Here is an 18,298-nt window from a genome sequence, read left to right on the forward strand (position 1 = left end):
ATTGTGGAACAGGCATCTTGCCTGTTGCTAAAAAAATTGAGTGATTGTGGAACAGGCATCTTGCCTGTTGCTAAAAAAATTGAGTGATTGTGGAACAGGCATCTTGCCTGTTGCTAAAAATCTTGTTGACAAAAGAAATAATTCCAATAAAAGCGATCCAAAATCACCAAAATATAGTAAAATAGTAGATTGTGATTAATCTAAGGATATCAACAGATTATGGCTAAGAAGAGCATGGTCGAGCGCGAGAAAAAGCGCCAAAGACTCGTAGACAAGTACGCCGACAAGCGGGAAGACCTGAAAGACCAGTTTGACCAAGCTAACAATCAGATGGACAAAATGGCGATTCACCGCCAACTACAACAGCTACCCCGCAGCAGTTCGCGGACTCGCTTGCGGAACCGCTGCTGGGCAACTGGACGGCCCAGAGGTTACTATCGTGACTTCGGACTGTCTCGCAACATGATGCGAGAAATGGCTCACGAAGGTCTTTTGCCGGGTGTTGTGAAGTCTAGCTGGTAGCACGAGAAAGAAGGCACGACACGGATGATGACACGGATACACGGATGATGTTTTTCTGAAATTGTCGTGTTTCTGGAGATTTATTCTAAAGAAAAAGGAAGAAGGAAGAAGGAAAAAAAACTTATAAATAATCGGCAAGATTATGTTTGGGGTTGATTCTTGTTTCAGACTTATGAGTTAAATTTTCCTCCTTCTTGCTTCACTGGCCACAGCATTTATCGATGCCGAGACTATCGAGTAACAAGTCGCTGACGGCGTTGGCGATCGCAAATTCGCCGTAGAAGCTTTTAGAAAAATCATAGGCCTGCATTTCGGTGACGATCGCAATTACGAGGCTGCCCACGTCATTTTCGCCTTCCATGCGCTGGCGGACATAGATTTGGGCAGCTCTTTTAGCTATTTGCTGGTTGGCTGCTTCTGGGATAAACTCGGAGTCTAGCCATGCCAGCAGCGTTTGTTGGAGCCATTGGCCTTCTTGTTCGGGGTTTTTGGCGGGCGGTAAGGTAATAGGTTCGATGGTTTCAGACATGATTATTCCTAATTGCTAATGTTGACTTTGAAAAGTTAACTGAGAAATGACAACTGATAAATATATGCAATATGATATACCGACAATTATACAAGGATACGCGCAAGGCTATTTCTTGATGGCAAATGACGGCGAGGAAAGTTTGGGGTGGTATTCGAGCCGTCAGCGGGCGCTGATTCCCCTGGATGAAAGATTTACCTATCCGAAATCCCTGCGTCGCCAAATCAATCAAAATCGATTTTCGGTGGCTGTGAACCGCGATTTTGGGGCGGTGGTTGAGGGTTGTGCCGATCGCGAAACGACTTGGATTTCTAAGGAACTCAAGAAGATTTACTGGGGTTTGTATGAGGCCGGTTGGGCTTACAGCTTCGAGACTTGGTGCGGGGACGAGTTGGCGGGCGGTATTCTCGGATTGTCGATCGGCGGTGCGTTTATTGGGGAGTCGATGTTTTACCGAATTCCCGAGGGTTCTAAGGTGGCGATGGTGAAGTTGGTGGAGAGATTGCGCGATCGATCTTATCTGATGTTCGACGCTCAAATGAACAATCCGCACTTGGAAAGATTCGGCGCTTATACTGTTAAGGAAAAACTGTACAACACTCTTTTGCAAGCAGCTTTGAAGCGCCGCTGCACGCTATTTTGAATATTAGGTCATTCTGGAAAAGGCAGTGCCGTTTCCGACCCCAGTAGCTGCTTCAAACAATAGTATAATTAAGCTCAGATACTTCTCGGAGACAACCACAATGCAAGTCACAACCGAAGAAATTATTTATCCATCCAGCGACGGTCAACCAATGGCAGAAAGCACCATTCAATACCAATTAATTGTCAAAATTAAAGAAGGTTGCGAATCGCTGTTTAAGAATGACCCAAACGTTTTTGCAGCAGCCGATTTACTCTGGTATCCGGTTGAGGGCAGACCCGATATTTCTCAAGCACCTGATACGATGGTGGTGTTTGGCAGACCAAAGGGCGATCGGCCTTCTTACATACAATATCGAGAGGACAATATTGCTCCTCAAGTCGTCTTTGAGATTCGCTCCCATAACGACCGCCAAACCAAAATGAATAAGAAACTTTCATTTTACCAGCGTCATGGAGTTGAGGAGTATTACCTTTACGATCCCGAAAGAAATGAATTAGAAGGCTGGCAAAGAATTGAGGGAATCTTAGAAGTAATTGAACCGATGGAGGGATGGATAAGTCCAAGATTGGGAGTGCGGTTTGAGTTGGGTTCGGAAGGGTTAGAAATTTATCGACCTGATGGACAAAAGTTTCTTTCCTATTCCGAATTAGATGAACAGCGAGAAGTAGAGCGACGGCGCGCCGAACAAGAATTTCAGCGCGCAGAAGAAGCCTCGCAGCGGGCCGAACAAGAAGCTCAAAAAGCGGAACGTTTAGCCGCCAAACTGCGCGAATTGAACATCGATCCTGATAGCATCTAAGCTCGAACTAGGAGAATAAACCCGGTTTGTCAAAGAAATCGGGTTTCTGGGGATGGCAGTTATTTACTTTTTTCAGGGCGAACGGGGATATTTGGCCGATCGCCCTGCACTCAAACCCTATATACTACAATATATAATACAGAGATTTGAGCCAAAATCCTTGGAGCTCAGAAAAAGCAGAATCGAAGCCCCTTGAATGTGTAAAAATACTGAAGCAAACATTACTAAACCCTGCACGGAGCAATTATTGTGGATTCCAGATATAACCCCCAATCCATAGAAGAAAAATGGCAGCAGACATGGGCTGAGCAAAACTTAGACCAGATGCCAGAAGATACCCAAAAGCCTAAATTTTATGCCTTATCCATGTTTCCCTACCCGTCGGGAAACCTGCACATGGGCCACGTCCGCAACTACACAATCATCGATGTAATTGCCAGACTCAAGCGAATGCAAGGTTATCGGGTATTGAATCCGATGGGGTGGGACGCTTTTGGTTTACCCGCAGAAAATGCCGCCATCGAGCGCGGAATTCCCCCGGCAAAATGGACGTATGAAAATATTGCCCAAATGAAAGGCTTATTTCGCCGTCTCGGCATTTCCTTTGATTGGACAAAAGAAGTTACAACTTGTTCTCCCGATTATTATCGGTGGACTCAATGGATTTTCTTACAATTTTTAGAAGCAGGATTAGCATATCAAAAAGAAGCCGCAGTTAATTGGGACCCCATAGATCAAACAGTCTTAGCAAACGAACAAGTAGATAACGAAGGTCGTTCCTGGCGTTCCGGTGCCAAAGTCGAGCGCAAATTATTGCGGCAGTGGTTCCTCAAAATTACCGATTACGCCGAACAGTTATTAAACGACTTAGACAAATTGCCAGATTGGCCAGAAAGAGTCAAATTAATGCAAGCCAACTGGATCGGCAAATCAGTCGGCGCTTACTTAGAATTTCCGATTGTCGGAATGGATGAAAAAATCGCCGTTTTCACCACACGTCCCGATACAGTTTACGGCGTCAGTTACCTTGTTTTAGCGCCGGAACATCCACTAACTCAGCGCGTGACAACCGCAGACAGAAAAGCCGCCGTAGAAACCTTCATCAAAGAAGTTGCCGCCCAAAGCGAGATCGATCGCACAGCCGAAGACAAACCAAAGCGGGGCATCCCCACTGGCGGCAAAGCAATCAATCCTTTCAACGGCGAAGAAATCCCCATTTGGATTGCCGATTATGTGCTGTACGAATACGGCACCGGCGCAGTCATGGGAGTACCAGCCCACGACACACGAGATTTCAAATTTGCCACTCAATATCAACTGCCAATTAAAGTAGTAATTGTGGATGATGATGAAGTTCCGCTGACGGAAGCTTACACCGAACCAGGAATTATGATTAATTCCGAAAGCTTCAACGGCATGGATTCAATTAAAGGCAAAGCAGCCATAATTAAATATGCCGAAGATGCAGGTTGCGGCAAAGCGCGAGTGCAATACCGCTTGAGAGATTGGTTAATTTCCAGACAGCGTTATTGGGGCGCTCCGATTCCCGTAATTCACTGTCCCACCTGCGGAACAGTCCCCGTCCCCGCATCGGATTTGCCCGTATTGTTGCCGGAAAATGTAGAATTTACGGGCAAAGGTTCGCCCTTGGCAAAGATGGAAGAATGGGTAAACGTTCCTTGTCCGAGTTGCGGCACTGCGGCGAAGCGGGAAACAGACACGATGGATACTTTTATCGATTCTTCGTGGTATTTCTTGCGCTATCCCGATGCTCAAAATCAAGAGCAAGTCTTCGATACGGCGAAGACAAATGATTGGATGCCAGTAGATCAATATGTGGGCGGCATCGAACACGCAATCTTGCACTTGCTGTATTCGCGGTTCTTTACCAAGGTTTTGCGCGATCGGGGTTTGATCAATTGTGACGAACCATTTAAACGCCTGTTAACTCAAGGCATGGTGCAAGCAATGGCCTATAAAAATCCTGTTACTGGCAAATACGTTCCCCCAGCAGATATAGACCCCGCCAATCCCAAAGATCCTCAAACTGGCGAAGCTTTGGAAGTCTTCTACGAGAAGATGTCCAAATCAAAATACAATGGTGTTGACCCCTTGCAAGTTATGGGCAAATATGGGGTAGATACGGCGCGGATGTTTATTTTATTCAAAGCGCCGCCAGAGAAAGATTTGGAGTGGGACGACGCTGATGTGGAAGGGCAATTTCGCTTTTTAAATCGCGTTTGGCGCGTGGTTACAGAGTTTGGCTCACCCCCCCCAGCCCCCCCTTGCGAAGGGGGGGAGAAAGAGGTTTTAAGTAAACCTGAGAAGGATTTGCGGCGGGCAATTCACACTGCAATTAAGGAAGTGAGCGACGATTTGGAGGGTGATTATCAGTTCAATACTGCAGTTTCTGAAATGATGAAACTCAGCAATGCTTTGAATGATGCTAAATGTAAAGATTCGCCAATTTATGCAGAAGGAATTAACACTTTGATTCGCTTGTTAGCGCCTTTTGCGCCGCATATTGCTGATGAATTGTGGCACAATACTGGTAACAGTGAATCGGTACATACGCAAACGTGGCCGAGTGTGGATGCTTCTGCCTTAATTACCGATGAAATTACGCTGGTAATTCAAGTTATGGGCAAGACTCGCGGCACAATTCAAGTGCCTTCTGGCGCTGATAAAGCTGCTTTGGAAAAGTTTGCTCGCGAGTCGGAATTAGCCAAGCGTCACCTGGAAGGTAAGGAGATTAAAAAGGTAATTGTGGTGCCAGGAAAGTTGGTTAATTTCGTGGTAGCTTGAGTGTAAAAGTCGCTACCTGTAGGCAACGTATCGTTTCTACACAAACACAACCTAATCCCCTTTAAACACTATCGGGCAACTATTATTTACTGTAAGAGTAGACAAGTTGCCCTTTTTTTACTAGCTTTAAGGGAATTTTAGGATTGTTTAGCGGCTCGTTTTTTAGCCTGACCTTTTCTTCCCATTCTTTAAATTTAGGTTCCAGCATTTCCGGTGTAAGTTTATAAATCTCTTTGAGAGTTATGCCTTCATACAGTCCAATATACCAAGCTTCTACTCTGCGATATTTGTCAAGTATAATTTCATTCAAATGATGGTGAGTAGTGACCCCACCGCTTCTATTGAGAGCAACATTTATTGTTTTAAGTTCGTATTCTTTTCCTTCAGCATCAATAGCATCGTTTCCTTCACCTCCAGGCGATATCCGCAGCCCTAAAAGGATTAATAACTGTAAAGTCTTTCCCCCGTTATCTTGAAAAATATCCGCAATACCATATTCACTAGCCAGATTTTGCAATTCTTGGATGCTTTTCATAGCATTTTCTAGCCGTTTAGCATCTGAAATGCGTTCTGCTTCCGTGGTAACAGCCTCTTCAACAGGTTCTACAACTGACGGAGAAACTGGTTCAGCTATTAGGGTGTTAATGAGAGCTGTACTCTCGCCGCTTTGGCTAAAACTGATTAAATAAGTAGCGGGTACATCGAGCGCTTCAGCTAGAGCGAAAATAACTTCAAAGGATGGCGATCTTTCACCGCGTTCCAATAAGCTGATATAGTCAGTAGTCTTGTCTATGAGTTCTGCTAACTCGTCCTGTGTCATCCTTTTTTCTCTGCGTAACTGACTTACCTTGGCCGCAAATTGTTGTCTGGCTTCTTTGTAATTCATACCCCTCACAATTGATAAAAACGAACTTTCAGTTCGCTTTTTGCATGGTACGAAGAAGTTATACACAACACAACGTACTGAAAGTACGGATTTACTAGGACTGAAAGTACGGATTTTGATAGAATGACAGTAGGCTGTGTCTGTTGTACCTTAAGCTAATCTAAATTAAGCATGAGTAACATTTTGCCCGCCCCAATTTACACCACCCAATACGGTCAATCTTATTTGGGAGATTCTCTTCATCTCCTGAATAGTCTTGCTAGCAATTCTGTAGATTTGGTGATTACATCCCCTCCTTTTGCATTGCAACGCCAAAAGAGTTATGGAAATCAAGATCAAGATTTATATGTTGATTGGCTGCTGGGTTTTGCTCCAGAAATTAAAAGAGTTCTTAAGGATACTGGAAGTTTTGTTATAGACCTTGGAGGTGCTTATCAAAAAGGGATACCTGTACGCTCGCTGTATAATTACCGCGTACTTATTAGGTTATGTGACGAATATGAATTTAAACTTGCTCAAGAGTTTTTCTGGTTTAATCCTTCAAAACTTCCATCTCCTATAGAGTGGGTGAATAAAAAGAAAATCCGGGCAAAAGATTCTGTGAATACTGTTTGGTGGCTTTCCAAAACAAATCACCCTCAAGCGAATATTACTAAAGTCAAAGTAGAGTATTCTGAGAGAATGAAAAAACTTTTGAAAAATGCTGATGAATTTTACACGCCCAAAGAACGTCCTTCCGGTCACAATATTAGCGATCGATTTGCCAAAGATAATGGAGGTGCTATTCCATCTAATTTGCTAGAAATTTCTAATTCGGAAAGTAATTCTCAATACTTGCGTTGGTGCAAAGAGTTTAATGTTAAGGCGCATCCGGCACGTTTCCCCCAAAAATTACCGACATTTTTTATCAATTTTCTTACTGAACCGCGAGACTTGGTAGTAGATATTTTTTCGGGTTCTAATACTACGGGTTATGCAGCAGAACAATTGTCAAGAAACTGGATAAGCTTTGAAAAAGAAAAACAATATGTTGCTGCATCAATATTTAGATTTTTGCCTCAAGAATCTTTTTGGCAAGCGGATACAATATACAACCAATTGTTAACTGAGGAAGCATCAGGATTGATTTTACCTCAAAATAGGCTACTTTTTGAAGTTAATAATTATTGTTTTTAATTGCGCTAAACAGTCAAACTTTTATTTCAGATATGAAACAGTCTATTGAAATCGCTTCTACACGAACAATTCTCCAGCAGAGAGGGACTGAAAGAGATAATTTTAATTGTTAGTTTCAAAAAGCAATTGCACGATCGCTCCGCATTCCAATTTTAATACAGATTGAGCGCTGCCGCCATTAACGGCAATTTCTACCCAACCGTCAGAACCAGTTATGGCAATTAAATCGCCCGGTTCGGTGTCGCTGTAGGTTTTACCGCTGGGGATGCGAATTGCATCAGAACTATTGCTAATTGTCAATGACCAATTGTTACCTATAATGCAATTATTGGGGATATTAGTAATTAGGTTGCCAAAGCGATCGACATATTGAACACAGCCTTCTATACCTGTGGCTGTAACGGCACAATTTGGTATCTCTAACTCTACTAAACTTGCAGGGTCGATCGCCCCTCCCAACTCTTCCAACGCCACCCCGTTCGCCAAGTGAGCACCCGCTGCAGCAAAAATATCGCGACCGTGAAAAGTGCTGCTGGGTTGAGGCGTGCGCCAGTATTGAGAATTCGTGAGTTCGACAGAGGCGATCGCACTTTCCCGACTCAACACCCCGCTAAACAACCCGTTATCCGGCCCGACAAGAAAGCAATTAGCACATTTAATCGCAACCGGGCGTCTCTTGCTTCCCACCCCCGGATCGACGACAGCAACGTGTACGGTTTCCGACGGAAAATAAGCAAAAGCAGTCATCAAACAAAACCTCGCAGCCGCAATATTTTGAGATGGTATTTGGTGCGTAATGTCAATGACTTTTAACTGCGGGTTAATTTGGGCGATCGCACCTTTCATCACTCCCACATAAACATCGCTTAATCCAAAATCCGTCAGCAGAGTTATAATTCTATTTTTAGACATATATCCAAAGGTAAGAATATGGTATCACAATGGGAAAACTTTCTGCAAAACTTGGGAGAATGGCACGGTTCCTTTACCCAGTTATCCCCGCGAGGAGAGGTACTTCAAGATACTCCTAGTATTATTTCTCTTGAAGGTTTCAATGACAACAAAACTGTGCGATTGAAACTCCGTCGCTTTTCCCCAAATCCTAGCGGTGTCGGCGAACCGGAAGTGAGCGAACTTATTCGAGAGTATCAAGCTTTGGGACGAGATATCCTATTTTTTGAGAATGGAGCTTTTTCTCAGGGTACTATTCAACTAGCGCCTTTTTCTGAGTGCGGTGCTGAGTTTGGTTTTATCTACAATTATCGTCGGTTGCGCTTCCCTGTGACATACAATACCGACGGCAATTTATCAAACCTTACCTTAATTCGGGAAAAACAGCCGGATAAAAATGTCCCTGAACGTCCGCCTTTAACTGTTGAGGCTTTGCTGGGAGAGTGGCAGGGCGAGGCGGTGACAATGTATCCAGATTGGCGTTCTCCTGATTCCTATTCTACCAATTTACAATTGCATTTGGAAAGTAGCGATCGCCTAGTGCACAAAATCACTTTTGGCAGTAATGCTAGTGTTATCACTTCTAGCGCCCGCATTGACGGTTCAGTTCTGCACTTTAACGAAGGTGCTTTGCCCGTGCAAGTTGTGCTGCTTCCTGACGGTGGTTCTTGCACTTTACCTGTCAAGATTGAACCCAGAAAACCTATATTTTTCGAGGCAGGTTGGTTGGTAGAACCTGACTTGCGGTTTCGGATGATTCGCAGTTACAACGATCGGGGTGAATGGGTAAGTTTGACTTTAGTTAAAGAACGAAAAATTAGTCATTAGTAATTTAGTCATTAGTCATTAGTCATTAGTTAGTAGGGGCGGGTTTTACCCTAAATATTTATAGGTAAATCAGGAAATAGATAAACCCGCCCTTTGGATTTGATGCTCTTCCAGTCCACTTTACGGCGGAGGAAAGTTTATGTAGCAGCTAATTTTATTTGCGGGACTTTGTTTCCTGGGTTTGCGATTGAATCACCGCACTCCAATCATCATTGTTAACAGCCGCTTCCAAATCCTTAGCGCGTTCGCCGTCATTTTTGGCTGCTGTTTCTAACTCTTTGGTAAGACTAGAATCTGCCATTGCTTTACGCAATTTCAGCTTCTTTTCCTCATAAGCTTTTTGTTCTTCTGCAGACATAGCAGCGCGCGCTGCTTGACCTACCGTAGCCGCCCACATTTCGCTGTCAGCAACGTTCCCAGGCGGAATGCTGCCAATTTCTGCTATCCAAGCATCCCGCAAACTTTCCATTTCTTCCCGCTTCGGGAATTTGAAAGTTTGCACCCGCAGGAAAGCGCAATTTTCGACGCCGTTTTGGGCGATGTGACCGTTGATTGAAAGCAGGATATTTCGCGAATAACCGATAAACTGAGTGTTGCGGGAAGTGTCCATTACAGCGTACACGCCGGCGACTTTCGCGTTAGTTGCCAAATCGCGCCAGGTATCGATCGACATTACTTGCGTGCCGTCATTTTCTAATGCCGCAGTTGCAGCAACGGCGTTGTGTTCTGAGTCGGAACTGTATAAAAAGTTGTGCAGTCCTTCATGGGCGACAGGTACGTTTTGATGTTCAATTGCTACGTCTCGATCGGCATTCACTTGATTAGCTTCCATTAAACTCAATTCCTCAAAAAATGTCAACTTTACTCATTAAATCTCACTTTCAAGGGCGGGTTTTCCAACCCACCCCACAATAAAGTTCTAGTGGAACAGGCCGGAAAGCCTGTTCTATTGTTTTTTTGCCCTGATATACTTAACTTACGGCAATTTGTTGCAATTCCTCGTCAGTCAATTTAACTTCGAGCGCCTGCACAGAGTCCTCAATACTCGATACTTTGGTCGCACCGGGAATCGGAACGACGCAAGGCGATTGAGCCATCAACCAAGCTAATACTATACAGTAAACTGAAACGTTTTTTTCTGCTGCTAATTTGGCGATCGCGGGCATATCTTGCAAGCTGGTGACGCGGCGGCTTCCTCCCAAAGGGCTCCAAGGAAAAAATGTCAGTTTTTCGGTTTCGCAATATTCCAGAACGCCGTCTGATTCCGGCTGTCTGTGCCACGGATTATATTGATTCTGCACGGAGACAACTTCTACTGTATCGCGGGCACGTTTGATCTGCTCTACAGAAAAGTTGGACACTCCAATAAATCGAATCATTCCGGCTTCTACTGCTTCTTTTGCGGGTGCTAGGGCTGCTTCGATGGTATAAGCGGGATCGGGCGAGTGATATTGCCAAAGGTCGATCGGTTTCTGGCCGCCCAACGCTTCAAAACTTTCGCGAATTGTCTGGCGCAAATGGTGGGGATTGCCGTTGCGCGTCCATGCACCTTGAGGCCGCATTAAGCCGCCTTTAGTGGCGACAGTAACGGCCCGAGTATCTCCGGTGTACTGTTCCAAAGCTTTGGCAATCAGTTGCTCATTGTGGTGTTTGTCGGATTCATCTTGGCAGTAGGAATCTGCGGTGTCAATTAGGGTGACACCCAAATCGAGGGCGCGGTGAATTACCGCAATTGATTGATCTTCGGGCGGCCGGCTGCTTAAGGACATTGGCATACCTCCAAGACCGATCGCGCTGATAGTAAAATTACTGTTACCCAGTTTTTTTCTTTTCATTGATTTGCCTTCGTTTGCGTGGTTTATTTACTGTTGAGATTTCAACTATCTAAGGATATGTTTAAATTTTACATTTTTTTAAAGTATATAAGTAGATAGGAAAAAAATATTTGGTAGAGATTTGTAATAGCGGGTAAGGCAAGGAACTTTTGTAGAAGCGAGTTAACCGTTTCACGCACACGCCCCCCCACGCGATATTTATGTGTACCTAGCTAATTAACTAGCTGGAAGCGCTGGTGTAAAAGCGGAGTGCAAATTGCCAGAAGTAGCGGGAAGCTAACAAAAGTCCGATCGCCAATATTCCCGCCCCTGCGATCCAAACGATTTCACCTCTCCCCAGCATGGCTTCTGCAGGCACAGTCGTCAAGAAGGCAACGGGAACTACGAAAGTGAAGAAAAATCGATAAGCTGCGGGATAAGCTGCCATTGGAAATCTACCCGCTTCTAACAATCCTTCGAGAACTTCGGTAACATTGTAAATTTTGACAAACCAAATGCTGGTTGCCCCTAACATAAACCATATACTGTAAAGAGTAATAGTTCCGAATAACAGCGGTATTGCTGTTAAAAAATAGTTGCCGATTGCTACTCCCAATTTGTTAGCAGCATACAGCAGCAACACGGTGCCCAAGATTAAATCTGGGATTCCCCAAGGCGAAACTGTGTTTGCAGATAGCCAGAATTGGGAACTGATGGGTTTGAGGAGTACGAAATCGAGAGTACCTTGCTGCACTCGATCGACAATACGGCTGAGGTTAGGTGCTAGAAACGTTGACGAAAACCCCTGCAAAATCGTGAAAATACCGAGTACAACTAAAGCCTCTTCCCATGAATAGCCCGAAAACGTGTAACCGGTACGGTAGAACAAAAACAGCCCAAACAAGCTGCCCGCAAGATTTCCGAGGCTGCTGATGGCCGCGAGGATAAAGTTGATTCGGTATTCTAGTTCCGCGGAGATCGCCGCACCCCAGAACAATTTCACTACGTGCAAATATCGTCCCATGTTTGTCGCCATTTTTTGCCGTGTAAATACTTAAATTCCCATATTGTAAAGCTTGTGTGAAGTTAACTGCTGTACTGGCTGCTCATTTCACTATAAAAATAAATTATAGATACCGCTTATTTAAGTAGTTTTACTGAGACCACGTATTAAGTTATTTAACCAATTTTAAACACAAATTACAATTATTAATAAAAGTCAATCTTAAGCTCATATACTTTGGCAATTTTTAAGCCAACTTCATTTTTTCACAAAAAATATCGCTCGATTGATTATAAATACTAATATGTTACAAGTTTTAATATTATAAATATTTGACAAACATCTAGCCATAGCCAAACCGAACACTTAGGATGGGGCATACCTACTCAAAAGGAATACGTAATCAGGAATACGTAATTATACGCACAAAAGAGGGATCGAGGAATTGACCTAGCTAACAACACGTAAGGAAAAAAAGACATGGATGCTTTAACATTATCGAGACTGGGCGTCAAGCACACCAAGAGTGCAGTGGCCGAATCGCTGCGGATCAATACAGGATACGACGTGACAAGCCCAGTCACTTTTTACGGGATTGTCAACGAGCGCTGCAATGTTAAATGCCGCCAGTGCGAGTATTGGCGACTCAAAGAATATAAAGACGAAATGACGATCGAAGAATGGCAAAATGCCCTCTTGAGCGTCAAAGAATTTGTGGGCGAATTTTCAATCAACTTTAGCGGCGGCGAACCTTATATTAAAAAAGGTTTTCTAGACTTGCTGGCCTTTGCCAATAAAAATGGCATTCACGCCGGCGTCACCACCAACGGCTATTGCATGACCAGGGAAAACGCAGCCAAAACTGTCGCTGCTCGTCCTTTTAATGTGAATATGTCAGTTGACGGGCCGAATGCAGAACTGCACGATTATTTGCGAGGTCAACCGGGATTGTTCGATCGGCTTTCTAAAGGAATCGGTTATCTGCGCGAAGAACAAGAAAAACAGAACGTCCTGTTTCCGATCAACGTCAAACCGACGATGAACCGACTCAATTTCCGCCACCTCCCGGAAATAGTCACCTGGGCTCAGGGAATTGGGGCGACGACGGTGAACTTCCAACCCGTCAACCGCTGGACGCCAGAAACATACGAGGAATTGTGGATTGAAAAAGAAGACATGGAGGAATTTTCACAGGTAATCGAGCGCCTAATTGAAATGAAGAAGAACGGTGCTCCGATTATGAACAGCGATGAAGTGTTGCGATTGATGATTCCTCACTTTGCGGAAGAAAAAGCTCCTGATTCAACTCGTCCTTGTCGCGTTGGACTGCGAAATTACTGGATAGATACGCGCGGCGATGTGAAATTGTGCGATGAGTTTCCGGTGATTGGCAATGTGAAAAGCGCCAGCGCCAGCGAGATTTGGTACGGCGAAAAAGCTCAGGAAGTCCGCCGCGATACTTTGAATTGCGGCAAGCTTTGTCTGATTACTTGTGTCTCGCAAAAGACGATTTTGGACAAGGTGAAAATGGGGATGAAGTTATTAAAGAATTGAGGTTTGAGCTGTGTTAATATCGCTTGTACTCCTAGTAGCCGGGTTTGATCAGAAACCCGGTTTTTTGTTTATTTGTCTTCGTTATTGCTGTCGATTTCCATTTGTTCTCGATCGCGCTCTTCCTGATCTTGTTCCTTTTGCTTGTATAATTCATTTGTTCGCGATCGCGCTGACGTTCCCTCTCTTCTTCCGGTTCAATTCCACCTGTTCGATTTCCAACATCCCGCAAATTGTGGATGTTGTCTGCTGGAACAAATCTTGAGTAGCAATCAGGTAGTTTAAGAATTTTTAAACTTGGCTTTTATATTTGCGCGATCACAAACTCAGGAACTTCAGCAAAAACACCAGTTGTCGCCTTCAATGGAAAAACTTTTGATTTTAGGATTACTTTCGATATAATAATTTTTCGCATTAATATCAGCAATATTGCTGTATCCTGGCAAATGCTGCAATTATTTAGCACAATCAAATATTGGGGTTCTGATTTCAACTAACAATTGCTTTAACTTCGCGAGTTAAATTTATCGATTTGGTTCCGCTTCTATTTGAGTGAATTCTGGCAGCTTTCTTTCTAATTCGGTGGCTATTTGCTGGCATCGGCGATAGCCATTTTCAGGCCAAAAAGAGCGATAGCCTGCGCGTTGAGAAAAAGACATAAAGTGCGATCGCCCAACGACAGCTTCGATGGAATACTCAATAGCCGCCGCGCGGGTAATGAGGGCGATGCGGATGCGATCGGGTAGGTAAGCGAGGATGGATTGAGCGTCAGCAGCAGATAATTTCTCTAGATTAGTAGTTTGCATGGATCTACCTCTCGGTCGGAATTTGGCGGGCTGCTTGCGGTAGTCCGTCGGTCATGAAGATTGGGAGCGATCGCAACTGAGCGCTGCTAATCTCAAGGATGCTATTATAGATTAACAGTTACTATGTCTTTATAGGTAAATGACATGAACGCTAAAGAATTGCTCATTAAAGAAGTGGAGAATATTCCAGAATTTATATTAGAAGAAGTTTGGGATTTTCTGCAATTCCTCAAAGCCAAGTATGATAAAGATAAGTTAGAAGCAAGCCTGCTCAGTGAATCTTCTTTGCAAAAAGACTGGTTAAGATTAGAGGAGGATGAAGCATGGCAGAATTTGTAAAAGGTGATGTGATAGTGGTTCCTTTCCCATTTTCAGATTTAACACAAGCCAAGCGCCGACCGGCTTTAGTCATAGCAACTTTGGCAGGAGACGATCTAATTCTTTGTCAGATTACTAGCCAGACGCTCGCCGATCGCTATGCTATTACCCTTGAAAGTAGTGATTTTAGCGAGGGCGGACTTAACCAAACGAGCAACATTAGACCTAATCGCTTGTTTACCGCTGACCAATAAATTATACTTTATAAAGCTGGTAAGCTGAAACCTGAGAAGTTGAACGAGGAGATCGCTAAGATAGTTGAAATTATTCACCAGTAATTCTTTATTGTCAACCGTTCCTCAGCTCAAAATGCTGTTTGACTACATTGTGTTGTGCGATCGCCTGCGCGTGGAGAAAAAGAGATAAAGTGCGATCGACCTTTCCAGACCAAAAATGCGATCGCACTCACACTCTCAACCAAAGATTGCCCCTCTCATTCCACTCATGGCGATCGCCCCATCACCTATAATTTTAATTAACATCCTGTCCCTCCCTTAAGCAGGGCTGGGGGGACAGGATGGGAGGGGAAACGAGACTTAAAGCGATCGATAAACGCGATAGTTAATTTCAGGGAAAATATTATCAATCTCCTCAACCTTCTCCAACCAACCCGAATCAACTTTCCCTTCTTTCACTTCATCGTAAAGCTTGTGAAAGCGCATTAAGTGCGATCGAGTCCGGCGCACTGCATAGGGCACCATCGTCCCTGTACGCATGATAAATGCCCAGTCAGAAGATTGAGCTAGCAGCACTTCCCGCGCCGCCTGGTTCAAAGCGCGCCACTGCAACTCATCCGCAGGTTCCATGCTTCCCAACTCAATCATCCGTTCCGCAGCTTTGTGCAAGTGCGGGTAAATCCAAGCATTGGTATCGTTGAGCCAATACTCGTGGAAACCCCGGAAACCCCAGCTAGACTGAGACGGGCGGCACACTTGCTGAGTCCGATTTCCCCGCAAATAATCGGCTAAGTGCGTCATCTCGTAGGTATTTTGGTCGTACCAACTCTTGCGGAACAGGTAATCTAAGAACCAAGGCCCTTCGTACCACCAGTGACCGAAAAGTTCGGCGTCGTAAGGCGAAACAATAATCGGGGGACGCTGCATAATGCCGTTGAGGTGTTCGACTTGGCGTTCCCGGTTAAAAGCAAAGTTGCTGGCGTGTTCGGCTGCTTTTTCCCTTGCCCAGTAAGGATCGTACAACTGTTTATCGCCTAAACCCAATCCGCGACCGGTGATTTTGTGATATTTAATCCCGGTATTTTTCCGCTGGCCGTTGGGCATGATGTAGGGCTTAATGTAATCGTAGTCAGCTTCCCAGCCCAAATCTTTGTAGAATTCGCGGTATTCGGCCGCGCCGGGATAGCCGACTTCGGAAGACCAAACCTGCTGCGAGGATTCGTGATCCCGGCCGAAGGCTGCGACTCCGCATTCGGTGAAAATTGGGGCGTAGCTGCCGTAGCGGGGACGCGGGCGGGCGTAGAGGATGCCGTGACCGTCTGTGAGAAAGTAGCGGAGGCCTGCGTCGGCCAACATCCGCTCTAAGCCTTCATAGTAGGCGCATTCGGGCAGCCAAATGCCTTTTGGTCTGCGGCCGAAGTTTGCTTCGTAGTTGTCGCAAGCTACTTGAATTTGTGCCCAAACGGCTTCGGGGTACATTTTCATCAACGGTAGGTAGCCGTGGGTGGCACCGCAGGTGATGATTTCGAGGTTGTTGGTGTCTTGGTGTTCTTTGAAGGCTTTGACTAAATCTCGATCGTACTTTTCCCAAAAGTTGCGGACTTGAGAGAAATGGGCGGCGTAATGTTCTGCTAAATAGCGGAGGTGACCGTTGCCGCTATTGTGTTCGATTTCGAGATCCGCTAATTCTTCGAGTTTAGCCAAGTGGTCGTCGAAGCGGTCTTGCAGCAAGGGGTCGCGCAGCATTGCCACCAAGGGCGGCGTCATGCTCATGGTAATTTTAAAGTCGATGCCGTCGCGCTTGAGCCCTTCAAAGACTTGCAGCAGGGGAATATAGGTTTCCGCGATCGCCTCAAACAGCCATTCTTCTTCTAAAACGTAGTCGCTTTCGGGGTGGCGAACAAAGGGCAAGTGGGCGTGGAGAACGAGGGCGAGGTAGCCAATAGTCATAATGATTTGGATGCCGTAGTTATTAACTGACGCCTGTTAGGGACAGCTTTAAAATATTTTAAGATTTTATGCTGAAACGGGACTCACAAAATGCCGTGTTTTTTTAACTCCTCGCTCCTGTTGTCCCCCGCTATAACTGTACCCAGTGTCTTCGGTGGGATGAAAGGCAGGGAGATTGTAGGTACGGAAATCTCCAAATCTTTATTTTTGTAGATATTTTACTGAAATGTTTATAATACAGTAAGGAGGCAATGAGATGCTGCATACTGCTATCAAGGTTCGACTTTATCCAACATTAGAGCAACAAGCCCTACTGTCTGGGCACTTTGGCTGTGCCAGATGGTGGTGGAACTATGGTCTAAATAAGTCAATTGAGACTTATAAAGAAACGGGTAAAAGCCTTGGTCAGTCAGCACTCAATGCCTTTTTACCAAAACTCAAGAAAACCGAAGAAACACTTTGGTTGTCTGAATGTTACAGCCAAGTTTTGCAAGCAACAACGCTCAACCTCACAACCGCCTATAAAAACTTTTTTGCAGGTCGTGGTAGGTTCCCGCGCTACAAGTCAAAGCATGGTAAGCAATCGATTCAGTATCCTCAAAATGTCAAGGTACTTGATGGGTTTATTCAGTTTCCGGGCAAGGTCGGCAAAGTTAAAGCCAAGTTGCACAGGAACATAGAAGGAACAATCAAAACCGTAACGGTTAGTTTAAATCCTTCTGGGAAATACTTTGCCTCAATATTGACGGAGAGTGAAGGCGACAATCCGACTGTTTCAACCGTCGGCAAAGTAATTGGAATTGACTTGGGATTGACTCATTTTGCTATTACGAGCAATGGCTGCGTCTCTAAGTATGATAACCCTAAGCATCTAGCCAAACACGAGAAAAACCTCAAACGCAAGCAACAAAAGCTAGCTAAAAAACAGAAAGGAAGTAATTCAAGGAACCAAGCTAAAAAGACGGTAGCTAAAGTGTACGAACGGGTAAGTAAATCCCGTCAGGATTTTCTACATAAGCTTTCGAGAAAGCTCGTCAATGAAAACCAAGTTGTCGTAGTAGAGAATCTTAATGTCAAAGGCATGGTACGCAATCACAATTTAGCTAAAGCCATATCTGATGTGGGATGGGGAACCTTTATCAATTTCCTAGCTTACAAGCTAGAGAAAAAAGGTGGCAAGTTGGTTGAAATTGACCGCTGGTTCCCCAGCTCCAAGCTCTGCTCTAATTGCTATTACCAGATTGATAAGTTACCGCTTGATATTAGGGAGTGGACTTGTCCTAATTGCGGTACTCGTCATGACCGTGATGGTAACGCCGCAACAAGCATTAGATCCGAAGGCATCAGGATACTACAGACGGATGGAACAGCCGTTTTTGCTAACGGAGGGGAAGTAAGACCAAAGATTGGACGCAAGTCTGTTCTGAGGCATTCCTCTGTGATGTTAGAAGCCCACACTATAATCGTTTCGATTTAGT

19 protein-coding genes are annotated in these 18,298 nt (G+C 44.7%); 11 read left to right on the plus strand and 8 right to left on the minus strand.

Annotation, left to right across the window (positions count from 1 at the left end; all coding sequences use genetic code 11):
- Positions 1 to 219 precede the first annotated feature (219 nt).
- Positions 220 to 522 (plus strand): 30S ribosomal protein S14, encoded by a 303-nt coding sequence (rpsN, locus tag QUB11_RS10680; protein WP_006633844.1) that lies wholly within the window; start codon positions 220 to 222, stop codon positions 520 to 522.
- A gap of 199 nt (positions 523 to 721) precedes the next feature.
- Here the strand turns inward: rpsN and QUB11_RS10685 are convergent, their stop codons facing one another.
- Positions 722 to 1,051, minus strand: a complete 330-nt coding sequence (locus QUB11_RS10685; protein ID WP_332953433.1) for a hypothetical protein — start codon at positions 1,049 to 1,051, stop codon at positions 722 to 724.
- A gap of 46 nt (positions 1,052 to 1,097) precedes the next feature.
- Between QUB11_RS10685 and aat the strand changes: the two genes are divergently transcribed.
- The 3 genes from aat to leuS all read left to right on the plus strand — a co-directional run bounded on the left by aat (position 1,098) and on the right by leuS (position 5,301).
- Entirely contained in the window at positions 1,098 to 1,694 is a 597-nt protein-coding gene (gene aat, locus QUB11_RS10690; RefSeq protein ID WP_445300766.1) for a leucyl/phenylalanyl-tRNA--protein transferase, read from the plus strand.
- 100 nt (positions 1,695 to 1,794) lie between these two features.
- Positions 1,795 to 2,496, plus strand: coding sequence for a Uma2 family endonuclease (locus QUB11_RS10695; RefSeq protein ID WP_333200317.1), 702 nt, complete (start codon positions 1,795 to 1,797; stop codon positions 2,494 to 2,496).
- Between the two features lie 249 nt (positions 2,497 to 2,745).
- On the plus strand, positions 2,746 to 5,301 hold the full coding sequence (leuS, locus tag QUB11_RS10700) for a leucine--tRNA ligase (RefSeq protein ID WP_333200315.1): 2,556 nt from the start codon (positions 2,746 to 2,748) through the stop codon (positions 5,299 to 5,301).
- An 82-nt stretch (positions 5,302 to 5,383) separates the two neighbouring features.
- On the opposite strand, the gene QUB11_RS10705 is transcribed toward leuS, so the two are convergent.
- Positions 5,384 to 6,187 (minus strand): helix-turn-helix domain-containing protein, encoded by an 804-nt coding sequence (locus QUB11_RS10705; RefSeq protein ID WP_333200313.1) that lies wholly within the window; start codon positions 6,185 to 6,187, stop codon positions 5,384 to 5,386.
- Between the two features lie 171 nt (positions 6,188 to 6,358).
- Between QUB11_RS10705 and QUB11_RS10710 the strand changes: the two genes are divergently transcribed.
- Positions 6,359 to 7,363, plus strand: coding sequence for a site-specific DNA-methyltransferase (locus QUB11_RS10710; protein WP_333200311.1), 1,005 nt, complete (start codon positions 6,359 to 6,361; stop codon positions 7,361 to 7,363).
- Positions 7,364 to 7,465: 102 nt separating this feature from the next.
- Here the strand turns inward: QUB11_RS10710 and QUB11_RS10715 are convergent, their stop codons facing one another.
- Positions 7,466 to 8,275, minus strand: coding sequence for an SAM-dependent chlorinase/fluorinase (locus tag QUB11_RS10715; protein ID WP_333200309.1), 810 nt, complete (start codon positions 8,273 to 8,275; stop codon positions 7,466 to 7,468).
- 18 nt (positions 8,276 to 8,293) lie between these two features.
- Between QUB11_RS10715 and QUB11_RS10720 the strand changes: the two genes are divergently transcribed.
- Positions 8,294 to 9,142: a DUF3598 family protein gene (locus QUB11_RS10720; RefSeq protein ID WP_333200308.1), complete on the plus strand. Its 849-nt coding sequence runs from the start codon at positions 8,294 to 8,296 to the stop codon at positions 9,140 to 9,142.
- Positions 9,143 to 9,296: 154 nt separating this feature from the next.
- Here QUB11_RS10720 and QUB11_RS10725 read toward each other — a convergent pair whose 3' ends face one another.
- From QUB11_RS10725 to QUB11_RS10735, 3 genes are all read right to left on the minus strand, one after another.
- A complete protein-coding gene (locus QUB11_RS10725; RefSeq protein ID WP_333200305.1) occupies positions 9,297 to 9,974 on the minus strand; it encodes a GIY-YIG nuclease family protein in 678 nt (225 codons plus the stop codon).
- Positions 9,975 to 10,113: 139 nt separating this feature from the next.
- Positions 10,114 to 10,977 carry an aldo/keto reductase gene (locus tag QUB11_RS10730; RefSeq protein WP_333200303.1) on the minus strand — a complete coding sequence of 288 codons (864 nt, stop codon included), beginning with the start codon at positions 10,975 to 10,977 and terminating at the stop codon, positions 10,114 to 10,116.
- Between the two features lie 220 nt (positions 10,978 to 11,197).
- Entirely contained in the window at positions 11,198 to 11,992 is a 795-nt protein-coding gene (locus tag QUB11_RS10735) for an ABC transporter permease (RefSeq protein ID WP_333200301.1), read from the minus strand.
- A 447-nt stretch (positions 11,993 to 12,439) separates the two neighbouring features.
- On the opposite strand from QUB11_RS10735, the gene QUB11_RS10740 reads away from it, so the two are divergent.
- Positions 12,440 to 13,513, plus strand: coding sequence for a radical SAM protein (locus QUB11_RS10740; protein ID WP_333390472.1), 1,074 nt, complete (start codon positions 12,440 to 12,442; stop codon positions 13,511 to 13,513).
- A gap of 521 nt (positions 13,514 to 14,034) precedes the next feature.
- Here QUB11_RS10740 and QUB11_RS10745 read toward each other — a convergent pair.
- On the minus strand, positions 14,035 to 14,316 hold the full coding sequence (locus QUB11_RS10745; RefSeq protein ID WP_333390474.1) for a hypothetical protein: 282 nt from the start codon (positions 14,314 to 14,316) through the stop codon (positions 14,035 to 14,037).
- Between the two features lie 144 nt (positions 14,317 to 14,460).
- Here QUB11_RS10745 and QUB11_RS10750 point away from each other — a divergent pair, with 144 nt between their 5' ends.
- The 3 genes from QUB11_RS10750 (at position 14,461) to QUB11_RS10760 (ending at position 15,163) form a co-directional block, all read left to right on the plus strand.
- Positions 14,461 to 14,655, plus strand: coding sequence for a hypothetical protein (locus QUB11_RS10750; protein ID WP_333200295.1), 195 nt, complete (start codon positions 14,461 to 14,463; stop codon positions 14,653 to 14,655).
- Positions 14,640 to 14,888, plus strand: coding sequence for a type II toxin-antitoxin system PemK/MazF family toxin (locus tag QUB11_RS10755; protein ID WP_333200293.1), 249 nt, complete (start codon positions 14,640 to 14,642; stop codon positions 14,886 to 14,888). Before QUB11_RS10750 ends, QUB11_RS10755 begins: the two co-directional genes overlap by 16 nt.
- A 122-nt stretch (positions 14,889 to 15,010) precedes the next feature.
- Positions 15,011 to 15,163 (plus strand): hypothetical protein, encoded by a 153-nt coding sequence (locus tag QUB11_RS10760; RefSeq protein ID WP_333390477.1) that lies wholly within the window; start codon positions 15,011 to 15,013, stop codon positions 15,161 to 15,163.
- 67 nt (positions 15,164 to 15,230) lie between these two features.
- Here the strand turns inward: QUB11_RS10760 and QUB11_RS10765 are convergent, their stop codons facing one another.
- Positions 15,231 to 16,820 (minus strand): glycoside hydrolase family 57 protein, encoded by a 1,590-nt coding sequence (locus tag QUB11_RS10765; RefSeq protein WP_333150938.1) that lies wholly within the window; start codon positions 16,818 to 16,820, stop codon positions 15,231 to 15,233.
- A 256-nt stretch (positions 16,821 to 17,076) separates the two neighbouring features.
- Between QUB11_RS10765 and QUB11_RS10770 the strand changes: the two genes are divergently transcribed.
- Positions 17,077 to 18,297 (plus strand): RNA-guided endonuclease TnpB family protein, encoded by a 1,221-nt coding sequence (locus QUB11_RS10770; RefSeq protein WP_333390479.1) that lies wholly within the window; start codon positions 17,077 to 17,079, stop codon positions 18,295 to 18,297.
- Position 18,298 lies beyond the last annotated feature (1 nt).

It is taken from the genome of Microcoleus sp. B6-A1, assembly GCF_036705085.1.
Classification (GTDB): Bacteria; Cyanobacteriota; Cyanobacteriia; order Cyanobacteriales; family Microcoleaceae; genus Microcoleus.